Source organism: Shewanella litoralis, assembly GCF_009828585.1.
In the GTDB taxonomy this organism is placed as follows: Bacteria; Pseudomonadota; Gammaproteobacteria; order Enterobacterales; family Shewanellaceae; genus Shewanella; species Shewanella litoralis.
On sequence record NZ_WSRZ01000015.1, the window covers coordinates 82,101 to 96,390 of the forward strand.

The following is a 14,290-nucleotide window of genomic DNA, read 5'->3' on the forward strand; positions in this document are numbered from 1 at the left end:
CAGTGATCATTGTGCATCAACGAATTGCTGCGTTGAGCAAGTCTAATAAACCTTGCTCATCAATCACTTTAACACCTAGTTCCTGCGCTTTCGCCAATTTTGAACCTGCCGCCTCTCCTGCCACTACGCAATCGGTATTTTTAGACACACTGCCGGCCACTTTCGCTCCCAAAGCTTGTAGTTGTGCTTTAGCATCATTGCGGTTAAGTTGCGTTAGCGTGCCTGTTAATACCCACGTTTGACCTTTAAGGCTTAATTGCGACTCGTCAGCTTGTTTTATTGCTGGCCAGGTAATACCTGCGCCGAGCAGTTGTTCTATGACTTCAATGTTATGCGGTTGCGCAAAAAATTGGTTGATGTGTTTTGCCACGATAGCGCCAACATCGCTCACTTCTAGTAGCTGCTCGACACTCGCGCTGCGTATGCGTTCAAAGTCAGCAAAATGTTGCGCTAAGTTTGCCGCGGTGGCCTCACCAACCTCACGAATACCCAAACTGTATAAAAATCTCGCCAGTGTGGTGGTTTTGGCTTCTTTAATGGCGGCAACAATGTTAGTGGCCGATTTCATGGCCATGCGATCAAGCATGGTGATGGCCGATGCGGTGAGCGAAAATAAATCTGCAGGGGTTTTGACAAGTTCTTTATCAATCAGTTGCTCAACAATCTTATCGCCCATGCCATCAATATTAAGCGCTTTACGCGATGCAAAATGTTTGATGGCTTCTTTGCGCTGCGCTTCACAGAATAAACCGCCACTGCAACGCGCAACCGCTTCACCTTCTAAACGTTCAACCACACTCTGGCACACTGGGCAATGCAGCGGAAACACAATCTCTTTGGCATCATCGGGTCGCTGTTCTGCAACAATGGCGACAATTTGTGGGATAACATCACCCGCGCGGCGAATAATGACAGTGTCGCCAATTTTGACCCCAAGACGGGCAATTTCATCTGCGTTGTGTAATGTTGCATTTGACACGGTTACGCCACCGACAAACACCGGTTTTAACCGTGCAACCGGTGTCACAGCGCCTGTTCGACCTACTTGAAAATCAACTGATTCAAGCAAGGTCATTTCTTCTTGTGCAGGGAATTTATAGGCAATTGCCCAACGCGGTGCTTTAGCAACAAACCCTAATGACTGTTGCTTTGTGATGTCATTAACCTTAATGACGACGCCGTCGATTTCATAACCAAGCTGACTACGACGAGTCATAATATCCTGATAATAGACAAAGACTTTTTCAACACTGTCACAAACTTTCACTTCTGAGCTCATCGGTAAGCCCCACTGTTTAAGCTGGGTTAACTGGCCAAAGTGAGTCATTTGCATTTTCTGCGATTCACCTTCAACAACGCCCAGAGCATAAGCATAAAACCCTAGTGCTCGAGACGCGGTGATTTTACTGTCTAATTGGCGCAAACTGCCCGCAGCAGCATTGCGTGGATTAACAAACACTTTATCACCTTTGCTCATTTGGCGTTGATTGAGCGCCTCAAATGCAGCTTTTGGCATAAACACTTCGCCGCGCACTTCGACTAATTCAGGAAAGCCTTCGCCACGTAGTTTTAATGGGATAGAACGAATAGTACGCACGTTTTCGGTAATATCTTCACCAATTAAACCATCGCCTCGAGTAGCGGCACGTTCAAGCATACCGTTTCGATAGGTAATCGATACCGCTAAGCCATCTAGTTTAGGTTCGCAAACATAGTCAACCTGGTCGACTTTATCGGTAATACGTTTATTAAAAGCGTCGAAATCGCTTTGTTCAAAGGCATTATCTAAACTTAGCATGGGTTTTAAATGGGTGATTTGCGCAAATTTTTGCAGTGCTACACCGCCCACTCGTTGGCTAGGCGAGTCTGGCAAGGTTAATTGCGGATATTCACGTTCAAGCGTGATCAAACGTTGCATTAATCTGTCGTATTCAGCGTCGGGGATCGAGGGAGCATCATCAACGTAATAGCGAATATTGTGCTGATTGATGGTCTGAGTCAGTTGATCCATTTCGGTTTGAATTGCGTGCATTTGGGTATCCGTCATACAAGGGTTAACTTAAATTTTCATCAAATAACATAGACCGCTATTGCCGATGGGAATAAAACAATTAAGGCCGCTGCTGCGGCCTTAAAGCGGTAATGTTCAATACTATATTGAGTGTCTTCTTACGCAGCGTGAACACGTCTTATATAGTCTTTTTTAATCGCATCAGACCAGGGCTGACGTTGGCCATCAAGTAATTCTGCATCGAGATCAGCAGCTATTTGGTAAGCCGAGTTAAGCATAATGGTGAAGTTCATTAATGGGTCGCCAAAAGCGGGTAATGTCATAAATAACACCACTCCCTGGGTGACAAATTGCTCCATGTTGTCAGGGTCAAATACACCGGGCTTTAACATGTTGGCTAATGAAAATAACACCTTACCGGTACCTGCATTGTCGATATGACGATGGAAGATATCCATGTCGCCAAACTTAAAGTTAAGTGACAACAGACTAGGCAATAGTTCTGCACCGTGTATTTGCTCACCCGGCTTTGCCACAATGTGCAGCACTAATACATCGGTAGGTTCAATCGGCTCATCTGCTGCAACCGCTTTAGGCTGAGCTTTTATCTGTTCAGGCTGTGGCTCAACGCGAGGAGCTGGCGCTGCTTGCTGTACCTCAGGTTGAATAGACGGCTTAGTGGGCTCAGCTTGAATCGGAGCAGTTTTCAGCGGCTCAGTTTTTGTTGGTAATGGTTTACCCGTATAGCTTTCTAATTTTGCTGTACTGGTTGAGGTATTAAAAATCTTTTTCGGTAAGCTCATGGCTGAACTTACACTTTGTGCCAAGCTATGAGATGCTGGTGTTGGCGTATCATTTTCAACATTCAACGTTGGCTGAACGGGTTGTTTTACTACAGGCTCTGGTTGGCGTAACGCATCCTGTAATGGAGTGTTACTTTGAGTCATTTGTGATGAATTAAGCGGTTTTTGGCTCAAGTTAGTTTTAAGGATAGGCTTATTGACTATCTCTTCTACTTCATCAGCTTTGCGCACCCGCACTTTACCAATACCATCGGCATCGAAACCATCAGTGTCACGACGTTGAGCTTGGTTTTTGTAAAATCCGGCCATCGGACTTTGCTTCATTGATTTAGGTTGTTGTTTTCTAATTGACCAAAAACCGTGCGCTAACACCGCAATAATTGCGATTGCGCCTAATATAAAAAACACCAATTGCAGATCTTTCATTAGTATCCCTGTCTTTCAAATTTATACCGCGTCGGCTAAGGCAACTGCGGCTTCAATGTCCACTGCGACTATCCTTGAAACGCCTGGTTCATGCATAGTAACGCCAATGAGTTGATCAGCCATTTCCATCGTTATTTTATTGTGACTGATATAGATAAACTGCACACTTTGTGACATTTCTTGCAATAAGCGGCAAAAACGCTCGACGTTTGCGTCATCCAAAGGTGCATCAACTTCATCTAACATACAAAAAGGTGCTGGGTTTAGCCTAAAGATAGCAAAGACTAATGATAAAGCGGTTAAGGCTTTTTCTCCACCACTAAGTAAATGTATGGTGCTATTCTTCTTACCCGGTGGCTGGGCCATGATAGTGACTCCTGTTTCGAGTAAGTCATCATCAGTGAGCGCCAAATACGCTTTACCACCGCCAAACACTTTAGGGAACAATTGCCCTAAATCGTGATTGACCGCTTCAAATGTCGCCTTAAAGCGGGTTTTGGTTTCTTTGTCGATTTTTCTGATTGCATCTTCCAACGTAGACAATCCTTTATTTAGATCATCATCTTGACTGTCTAAATAAGCTTTGCGTTCACGCTGGGTTTCAAATTCTTCAATTGCCGCCAGGTTAATTGCCCCTAGGCGAATAATCTTTTGTTTTACTTTCTCTAGTTGCTCAGACCACACATTGGCAGAAGCTTGCAGGGGCATATCGGCAATCACTTGTTGCAACACAATTTGCTGCTCTTGCAGTAATTGTAGCTGCGCATTGGCCTGCCCTTTTAACCCCTCACGACGTAACTTTAACGCGCTTATCTTTTGAGTCAAGTCCTGTAACACTACAAGCTGTTGTTTTTGCATCAATACTGAGCTATCTAGACTAGTTTGCAGCTCGGCTTGTTGGGCACGATTTTGTTGCAGTTGTTGCTGCAGGGCTTGCTGTTGCTCAAGCGCGTCAGTAAGTTGGGCAGATAATTGTGCTAATTGATGCTCACCACGCTGATGTTGATTGTCTTGCAACATTTGTTGTAATTGAGCGTACTGATTTGATAATTCAGTCTGTTTTTCAGTTTGTTGTTGTAATTGTTGCAAGCTAAGCGCTTGTTGAGTGGCATGTTGTTGGCGCAGAGATTGTTGCTGCGTAAGCTTATTAAGGGCTTCAGCACGCTTGCTTTTGGTTTCTCTGAGCTTTGCCTGGTTACTTTGCCATGCATGCTGCGCGACTTCATGTTGATTAATGGCAGTCGACAAGTCCTCTTCTTGAGCGAAAACTTGCGCTTCGTATGCTTCTGCCTGCATTTGTTTGTCACGATAAGCTTGTTCAAGTTTAACCAGCGAATCATGACACTGTTGCAGCTTTTGTTGTTTATCGGATTGTTGTTGCTGCAAACTTGCCACGGTCGATTGCAACTTAGTTTGGCTAATTTGCAGTTGATGAGTGCGCTGTTGCACCTGGCTAAATTGTATTTGCTGCTCAGCGGCTTGCTGGGTGTATTCCGTTAGCGTTTGTTGTGCAATATCCCATTGTGTTTCCAGCGCGAGTATTTGCTCAATCAAAACTGCACGCTCCTGACTAAGCACGATAGCAGACTGCCCAGCCTGGGTATGATTTAATACAAAACCGTGGCCCACTAGGTAGCCTTCTTGAGTGGCAATGTATTGATCATGATTAATGGTCGGTAACAGACGCGTCGCTTCATCAAGATTTTGCGCCCAAATGACCGACGAAAGCCATGGCGCTAAATTGACCTCAGTGGAGAATGCACTATTGCTCATGGTGGTTTGCTGGGCAAAGCCAATCAATGACTGACTAGGCGCTTCGCCGGCGGTTACCACCGGAAGTTGGCTGAGACCTTGTAAAACCATATCAACGGCTTTTTCCCAACCCGCTCTGACTTCTATCACTTGCCATAATTGCTGGCCTGTCGATTGTGTATGCCCTGCAAGTAACTCATCGATAAGTTGCAAACGGGCATGACGATGAGTCATGGTTTGCTTAAGCGTTTGGTATGTTTCTCGCTGCTGCTCTAGCGCATGTTGAGCGTTGCTAAGCTGCTGCTCACTTTGCTGTAACTGTGAAAGTGTGTCAGCCAACTGCGAATCAACACGATCTAGTTGTGTTTGGGTATCGTTTAGCTGCGCTTGATTATCTTGTTGCTCCAACGCAGCTAACTCTTGAGTTAATTGCAATTTTTGGCGCTCGTCTTGCTGCACGCTTTGTTGGTGATGATTTAAGCTTGATTGTGACAACGCCAATTGCATTTTAGTCGTCGCCAGCGTTTCAGCGTATTGAGTCAGCTGCAATTGTTGATCATCGCAAGCCTCTTCAACCACAGACAATTGTTCATCAATCAACGCAAGTGCGTCTTGGGCTTGTTCGCATTGCGGAGTTAAAGCATCAGCCTGTGCCACTAACGCCTGATAGCTGTCGCTCAAACTTGCAATAGCTAACTCACCTGCGTCTAATTGATGTTGTAACGCGCTGATTTGCTGTTGCAGCTGTGAGTCTTGTTGTTGCTGATGTTTAAGTTGTTGCTCGAGCTTAGTAATGTTATTGCCGGTTAAATAGTAATGTTCAACTAATTTATGCTCAGCATCGCTTAACTCAGCCAATTGCTGTTTCAGCTGCGTAACACTGGTGTCACCTTGTTGGGCAGTGCTTTGCAGTTGCTCTGATTGAACTTCTAATCCGCTTAATTCAGCTTCAAGTTTATCGGTTTGAGCGAGTTGCTCTTGATAACGAATAACCAGTAATTGGCTGTGCAGTTGACGTTCGCTATTTTTAAGCTCGCGGTATTGTAATGCGGCTTTGGCTTGTTGTGATAACTTGTCCAGTTGCGCGCCAAGTTCAACTCTAATGTCGTTTAAACGGGTTAGGTTTTCACGCGTATGGCGAATGCGATTTTCGGTTTCGCGGCGGCGTTCTTTATAACGAGAAATACCCGCAGCCTCTTCGATAAATATCCGCAGCTCTTGCGGCTTAGATTCGATTAAACGAGAAATGGTGCCCTGTTCAATAATCGCATAGCTTCGCGGTCCAAGGCCGGTGCCCATGAATAAATCGGTGATGTCTTTGCGCCGACACTTTTGACCGTTTAAAAAGTACGTTGATTCGCTGTCGCGGTTAACCTGGCGTTTCACTGAGATTTCTTGATAACTCGCATATTGCCCAGCTAAACGCCCTTGAGTGTTTTCAAAGACTAATTCAACTCCGGCTACAGAAATCGGTTTGCGTGAAGATGAGCCGTTAAAAATAACATCTGTCATCGAATCGCCACGAAGATTTTTAGCGCTACTTTCGCCCAGCACCCAGCGCACAGCATCAATCACGTTGGATTTGCCGCAGCCATTTGGGCCAATAATTGCTGATAACGCGTTATCAAATGGGATTTTAGTTGGGTCTACAAACGACTTAAATCCAGCAAGTTTTATTTGTTTTAATCTCATGTTGCCAGTTCAGGTACGCATTAAAAGGAAAAAGCAGCTCACTTTAGCAATTGAGGTGCATTTTGTAACGATTTTTATCCTTTTGAAACAGTTTATCGCTTGTTTTATTGTCTTTGGCTGGTCAAACTCAACGTTATGAGTCACAAAATAGGCGAGTTAAATGGTAAACAATACTCAGACCGTTAAAAAGAGCGGTGTAAATTATTTTATGCAAGGCTTTCAATTAATTAAACAGCCAGGGTTACGCTCATTTGTATTTATCCCGCTGATGATCAATTTAGTGCTGTTTGCAGGGGCGATGTATTTTGCGGTTGGTCAGTTGACCCTGCTTTTTGACTGGATGAACGGCCAACTGCCCGACTATTTAAGTTGGTTGCATTTCTTTTTATGGCCACTGGCTGTTCTGACCATGTTAGTGGTGATGTCGTTTATTTTCAGCTCGGTAATGAACTGGCTAGCCGCCCCTTTTAATGGCTTGCTCGCTGAAAAAGTGGAACAACATCTTACCGGCAAAAACCTAAACACTGGCACATCTATCGACATGGTTAAAGATTTGCCGCGAGTGCTCGGACGTGAGTGGACTAAGCTTAAATACTATTTACCAAGAGCACTGCTATTTTTGGTGTTATTTTGGGTCCCCGTCGTCGGCCAAACTGCAGCGCCAGTATTGTGGTTTTTATTTACCGCATGGATGATGGCAATTCAATATTGTGATTACCCATTTGATAACCATAAAGTCAGCTTTGATGACATGAAGTTTGCTCTTAAAAACACCAAGGGTTCGAGCTACAGTTTTGGCGCCTCGGTCACCTTGTTTTCAATGATCCCCATTGTGAACTTTATTGTGATGCCGGTGGCCATTTGCGGTGCAACCTCAATGTGGGTCGACAAATACCGCGAAGTTTACAAAAACCCAATGGTTGCACCAGACTAGCTTTTTAAACGCTTCATTTTCGTTAGTATGATGCAATGCTCTACACTAGCCCGTTCTGTTGAATGGGCTTTTTTATGCCTGCTCAACATTCTGTAACAATTCATTGATATTTTAGTCACAAGTCAGACCTGCCATAAGCACACTTTTTTGCGACAATAGTTAAAATAACAATAAAGAGAAACACTGGTTGTGATTAATTTTTTTCGTGCTGTATTCATTACAAGTATTGTGTCTGCTGTGGTGTCGCAAAACTGTTTTGCAGGTTCTAGCCAACAATTTCATTTAGATATTCCGACTATCAATCAAGAAGTTGAAATCGATGGCGACTTCAACGAGCCTGTTTGGCAGCAAGCTGCGCAGGTAATGTTAAAATACGAAACCTCTCCTGGTGAAAACATTGCCGCCCCAGTCAATACCTACGCCAAAGTCTTTGCCTCTAAAAGCAGTTTATATTTTGCGTTTATCGCTCACGATCCATCGCCAGAGAATATCAGGGTCAACCTAAGAGATCGTGATAAGTCCTGGGGTGACGATATGGTCGGTATCAAGCTCGACACGTTTAATAATGCTCGCCTAGCCTATCAATTTTTTATTAATGCCTATGGGGTGCAAAGTGATTCAATCGAAAACGAACTCACAGGCCAGGAAAGTGATGCCTGGGATGGTATTTGGTACAGTAAAGGTAAATTGACCGAGCAAGGCTATCAAGTTGAAATACAACTGCCACTGCGCTTATTTAACTTTGATGACAGCCACCCTTTACAAACATGGGGACTAGAATTAATCCGTTTTTATCCTCGTAATGAAACCCATCGATTATCGACTCATCAAATTGACCGTAATGTAGCATGCCAGCTTTGCCAATTAGGTACCGTCTCTGGCCTTGCAGGGGCGACACAAGGTAAAGACCTCCAAATAACGCCATCTTTTGTGGCAGATCAGAGTGAGCAGCGAGAGCTTGCGCAAACGGGCCCATGGCAAGATAATACCAACGTAGAAGCGGGTGTTGACCTACGTTGGGGGATCACCCCTACGACGTTACTTAATGCCACCATTAACCCCGATTTCTCGCAAGTTGAAGCCGACGCAGGGCAATTAGATGTTAACAATACCTTTGCGCTATTTTTCCCAGAGAAACGCGCATTCTTTTTAGACAATAAAGACTATTTTGATACCCAGTTAGATTTACTGCATACCCGTAATATTGGCTCGCCTGACTATGGGGTAAAACTTACTAGTAAAACTGACGATCATACCTTTGCCATGTTGGCGGCCAATGACATTCAAAGCCAATTTTTGGTGCCAGGTAATTTAAGCTCCGACATTGCGGTCATTAATGAGCAAAGCCATAACGTTGCAACCCGCTACCGATTTGACCCAAGTAAGCAATTTTCGGTTGGTGGTTTAGTCACCTTAAAGCAAGCGGATGATTACCATAACTATTTAGCTAGCGTTGATGTTAAATACCAACCCACAAAACAAGACACATTTACCGCGCAATATGCCCATTCGCAAACACAATACCCTGATGATTTTTTCAATCAGTTTTGCGGCAGAGACGATTGCAACTACACTTTTGATGATTGTGAAATCGGTGATTGTGCCATTAACGAGCGGGTATTGCGCACCGATAAAGACGGTGAGTTTGATGATGCTATGTACAACATCGCCTACCAACACGAACGTCGAAACTGGTATGTATCGACTAATTACGAATCGATTGGCAGCGATTTTAGAGCCGATTTAGGCTTTATTGATAAAGTTGATTTAACTAAGTATGTGTTTGGTGGTGGGTATATTTGGTATCCGGATAACCACTTTTTTAGCCGGATCGAATTAGGCGGTGATTGGGATATTACTCATAGCCAGAATGACGAGCGACTTGAACAAGAAACCGAAATGTTTATTGAGTTTGAAGGTGGTTTACAAAGTTATATTGCCACAGGGATGATTCAGCGCGAACGAGTGGGCAGACGTCATAATCCGAGCATCATAGATATTGACGGTAACACCACCTTGTTTGAAGAAACCTTAGGCTGGTTATACACCAATTTCACTCCAGTAGGCTCACTCAAGCTCGAACTGGATATGTACTTGGGTGATGATATCGATTTTGCCAATAACCGCCCTGCTACGGTACACATGTATAATCCGGGTATTGAATGGAAGATAACTGAATCGTTAGTACTCGATTTTTCACACCGATACCAAACCTTAGATGTTGACGATGGCCGTTTATTTACCGCCAACCTCAGTGACGTACGCTTAAACTGGCAATTAACCCTCAATAGCTTTATTCGTTTAAGCAGTGTGTATACTCGCATTGAACGCGACCCTAATTTATATCTGTACCAAAATCCGGATAAGCGTTATCAAGACTTAGGCAATGAATTGCTATACGGTTATAAGTTAAATCCGCAGAGTGTGTTTTATGTGGGATATTCAGACGCATTTGTGGCAAACGATGACATAGATTCGTTAACGCAACAAGAGAAAACCTACTTCATGAAGATGAGTTACGCCTGGTTGTTATAATGCCATTGCGCGTTAATAACCGATGCTCAGCGAGAGTTTACAAAGGGCTTAAAGGCGCATAACTGATGAATATAAAACTGATCTGCCAATAAATTAGCCACAAAAAAACGCCGTTGATTGATAACATCAACGGCGTTTTTTATGTGCGCTATTACTTATTACTGACTCATCACCTGGTTACGCCCAGCGGCCTTAGCCTGGTAAAGTAATTCGTCTGCACGGTGTAATGCATGATCGAGCGATTCATTGGCTTTGGTCGCCACACCACAGCTAAACGACACCGGTAAATCACCCGCGGTGGTGCTGATTGGATTGGCTTGACATTGCTCACGAAACTTATTCATTAAGGTGCTGGTTTTCGTGCTGTCTAATCCTTTAAAAGCCACAACAAACTCTTCGCCGCCAAAGCGTGCCACTGTAAAATTAGCACCAAATGCATGTTCGAGCCGCTGAGCAAACTCAACTAACACTTGATCTCCTACATCATGGCCATGGGTATCATTAATTTTTTTGAAAAAATCCAAATCAATTAATGCCACTGACAAGGTGCCCACCTCACTCTCTTTACCGTTATGCTCAGTAAAAAAATAGCGCCGTGTGTAAGCTTTCGTTAAATAGTCTCGGTTAGCTTTAGTCCATAAATTACGCATCATATCGAGCGAGTCTAATGTGTTAAGCACCCGGCAATGAAACTCTTCGTGCACAAACGGTTTTTGCAAAAAGTCATTTGCACCATTTTTAATAAATTTAGCCGACAAGCTTTCATCATTATCATTAGATAAACCAATAATGGCGATATCTTCGCGGTTGTATTTTTCACGTACGCGTAATATGAGCTCAACACCGTCAATTTTTGGCATATTGTAATCGGTGATCAGCAGTTGAATATCAGGCTCACGCTCTAGCACCGCTAATGCTTCTTCACCGTCATTGGCTTCAAGTACCTGAAACAAATGATGCTCTAATAACATGCGTACAAACTTACGACTCACAACAGAATCGTCGGCAACCAATACTTTCACCTGTTGATTGCGATACAGTCTATCAATCAGCTTAACCACATATTGATAGCTGTACCGATTGTCTTTCGGGATGTAATCAACAATACCCAGCTTAAGAATGTCGCGACGTTGATGCGCATCTAAGTTACTGGTTAGCACAATGCAAGGCGTTTTATAAGACGATAACACCAGACGGACAATGTCACCATTGGACGCATCAGGTAAATTTAAATCGGCCACCACCACAAAGTATTTGTGTTGCTCCAACAACGCCAAAGCACTGGACATATCAGGCGCAACGTCTACAGAGTAGCCGAGCTCTTGCATAATCAAATGTGTTAAGATTTTAGATACGGTTGTACTGTCTTCAACAATCAATATACGCAATATATTCACCTTAATTATTATCGGTGCACTAATAAATTAGCACTTTTCGAGCACAATACTGCCTATCGAATAACCGGCACCGAATGAACACAGTAAACCTAAATCTCCGGTTTTGAAGTCTTGGTTGAATTTATGAAAAGCAATCACTGACCCTGCAGATGCCGTATTAGCATATTCATCAAGTACGATAGGTGCTTGTGATGGTTCAACATTATCACCAAGAAGCTTCTTCACTACAAATAAATTCATGTTTATGTTGGCTTGATGCAGCCATAAACGCTTAAACTCTTCTGGCTTGATTTGTTCATCAGAAAATTGCGAATCCAGGTGCTGATAAATCATCGGCAGCAACTCTTTAAACACTTTGCGCCCTTGTTGGTGAAATAGTTTATCTGCGCTGTTGGCCTGCGCAGGATCGCAGCGGTTAACAAAACCAAAGTTGCTGCGAATATTGCTTGAGTAATCAGTGACACACCGCGTCGATAACACACTAAAGGCATGCTCTGAGGTTGAAAGCTCAGCACACTCAACCACCACGGCCGTCGCCACATCACCAAAGATAAAATGACTGTCGCGATCGCGGAAATTAATTTGTGGTGAAGTCAGCTCTGGGTTTATCACTAACACACGATTAGCTGTACCGCCACGGATGGCATTGACCGCATTTACAATCGCAAACGTCGCAGACGAACACGCCACTAACATGTCATAGGCAAAGCCTTTGGTGCCCATGGCTTGTTGTATTTCAATGGCAATGGCCGGGTAAGCCCTTTGGGTATAAGCACAGGCGACAATGACTAAATCAATATCTTCTGCGGTTAAATTTGCTTGCGCTAACGCTTGCGTTGCCGCTGCAATGCCCATTTCTGCTTGCATTGATAACGCATCAGAAGGCTTGTCGGCAATTAATGGCATCATGATATCGGTGTCTAAAATGCCGTCTTTGACCATCACATAACGACTTTTAATGCCTGAGGCTTTTTCAATAAACTCACTCGATGAGTAAGCCAATGCCACTGTGGTGCCAGCTTCAATGTCTGCTGCATGTTGTTGGTTAAATTGGTCAACGTAACTGTTATAACAGGTCACCAATTCATCATTAGATACACTATAAGGAGGGGTGTATAAACCACTACCAGAAATCACAACTTTATTCATTTTGCTCTACCATTATGAGTGAGTAAGTGAGTTAATGCTCATCAGCAACCAGACATTCCCATGATGCGAGTGAAGTATGATGATGCTATCGCAATAACCATTCTCGTCATCTGCCTCGTTACATTTCAACTGAGCTGAATTAACTTATTGCAGCTATTCTAGTATTTTATATTTTGTTTTCGTCATACTAAATTAAATTTGCATAATGGTCAGACCATCAAGTGGTGTTTATTTACCCTAAAAGCCGAATAACTCACCAAAAACTGCCTTTTTAGTATAACAGCATTATCGCTAATAACTAAATGGAATAAAGAAGAACAAACTTTCACTTCTAAATCCTGACCAGCAGATTATGATTAGACGATGCAACCATAGGAGCAAATAATCCATGAGCAAAATTTTCGAAGATAATTCATACACTTTAGGTAATACCCCGTTAGTTCGTTTAAACCGTGTCAGCAATGGCAGAGTGTTAGCAAAAGTTGAAGCACGCAACCCAAGCTTCAGTGTTAAGTGCCGTATTGGCGCAAACATGATTTGGGATGCTGAAAAGAAAGGCCTGCTAACTAAAGATATCGAGTTAATTGAACCGACTTCGGGTAACACAGGTATTGCACTTGCTTATGTTGCTGCTGCACGTGGTTACAAGCTCACTTTAACCATGCCTAACACCATGAGTTTAGAGCGTCGTAAACTGCTTAAAGCGTTAGGTGCAAACCTAGTGCTAACAGAAGGCGCTAAAGGCATGAAAGGTGCTATTGATAAGGCTGAAGAAATTCGTCAGTCTGCACCAGAAAAGTATTTAGTGCTTGGACAATTTAGTAACCCAGCTAACCCTGAAATACACGAAAAAACCACTGGTCCAGAAATCTGGAACGATACCGATGGTGAAGTTGATGTGTTTGTTGCCGGTGTAGGTACAGGTGGCACGTTAACAGGTGTGAGCCGTTACTTAAAAGCGCAAGGTAAAACCATTACTTCTGTTGCTGTTGAGCCTGTTGACTCACCAGTTATTGCCCAAGCGTTAGCAGGACAACCGATTCAACCAGGTCCACATAAAATTCAAGGTATTGGTGCTGGCTTTATTCCCGGTAACTTAGATTTGTCGATTATCGACCGTGTTGAAGCGGTGAGTAACGAAGATTCAATTGAAATGGCACGCCGTTTAATGAAAGAAGAAGGTATCTTAGTGGGTATTTCTTCTGGGGCTGCTGTTGTTGCCGCTAACCGTATCGCTGCATTACCTGAATTTGCAGACAAAACGATTGTGGTTATTTTACCTTCTGCTGCAGAGCGTTATTTATCGTCTGTACTATTTGCTGGCGAATTTAGCGATAGCGAAAACGTCCAATAAATAACAATCGCCTGATGTAAGCCAAAATCAGGTTGACCACAAAACAAAATGCCAGCAACCTTGCTGGCATTTTTTATCCAAGGCATTACACCCATTCTGTTTATTACCACTCTATATATTGCCACTCAGTTTTAATTTTTTCTTACCGTAAAACGAGCTGGCCCGACAAACTAACTAGTCACTCATCCTGAATAAATATTCATATTAACATAATTGTAAATATACTTTACTGTCCGT

General features: G+C 43.3%; 8 protein-coding genes. 3 read left to right on the forward strand and 5 right to left on the reverse strand.

Features of this window, described 5'->3' with window-relative positions:
• Window positions 1-16: 16 nt before the first annotated feature.
• From ligA to smc, 3 genes are all read right to left on the reverse strand, one after another.
• On the reverse strand, window positions 17-2,032 hold the full coding sequence (ligA, locus tag GQA99_RS13145; protein ID WP_373291434.1) for an NAD-dependent DNA ligase LigA: 2,016 nt from the start codon (window positions 2,030-2,032) through the stop codon (window positions 17-19).
• A 137-nt stretch (window positions 2,033-2,169) separates the two neighbouring features.
• Entirely contained in the window at window positions 2,170-3,240 is a 1,071-nt protein-coding gene (zipA, locus tag GQA99_RS13150; protein ID WP_160054340.1) for a cell division protein ZipA, read from the reverse strand.
• A gap of 21 nt (window positions 3,241-3,261) precedes the next feature.
• The gene (smc, locus tag GQA99_RS13155; RefSeq protein WP_160054341.1) at window positions 3,262-6,684 is read right to left on the reverse strand and encodes a chromosome segregation protein SMC; all 3,423 of its coding nucleotides are present in this window, start codon (window positions 6,682-6,684) and stop codon (window positions 3,262-3,264) included.
• A 160-nt stretch (window positions 6,685-6,844) separates the two neighbouring features.
• On the opposite strand from smc, the gene cysZ reads away from it, so the two are divergent.
• A complete protein-coding gene (gene cysZ, locus GQA99_RS13160; RefSeq protein ID WP_160054342.1) occupies window positions 6,845-7,618 on the forward strand; it encodes a sulfate transporter CysZ in 774 nt (257 codons plus the stop codon).
• A gap of 189 nt (window positions 7,619-7,807) precedes the next feature.
• Complete coding sequence (locus GQA99_RS13165) at window positions 7,808-10,153, forward strand: DUF5916 domain-containing protein (RefSeq protein WP_229785891.1); 2,346 nt, start codon at window positions 7,808-7,810, stop codon at window positions 10,151-10,153.
• Between the two features lie 158 nt (window positions 10,154-10,311).
• Here the strand turns inward: GQA99_RS13165 and GQA99_RS13170 are convergent, their stop codons facing one another.
• Together GQA99_RS13170 and GQA99_RS13175 are read right to left on the reverse strand one after the other, a co-directional pair.
• Complete coding sequence (locus tag GQA99_RS13170) at window positions 10,312-11,541, reverse strand: response regulator (RefSeq protein ID WP_160054343.1); 1,230 nt, start codon at window positions 11,539-11,541, stop codon at window positions 10,312-10,314.
• Window positions 11,542-11,577: 36 nt separating this feature from the next.
• Entirely contained in the window at window positions 11,578-12,699 is a 1,122-nt protein-coding gene (locus tag GQA99_RS13175) for a beta-ketoacyl-ACP synthase III (RefSeq protein ID WP_160054344.1), read from the reverse strand.
• Window positions 12,700-13,087: 388 nt separating this feature from the next.
• On the opposite strand from GQA99_RS13175, the gene cysK reads away from it, so the two are divergent.
• Window positions 13,088-14,053 (forward strand): cysteine synthase A, encoded by a 966-nt coding sequence (gene cysK / locus GQA99_RS13180; protein ID WP_160054345.1) that lies wholly within the window; start codon window positions 13,088-13,090, stop codon window positions 14,051-14,053.
• The last annotated feature ends 237 nt before the right edge of the window (window positions 14,054-14,290 follow it).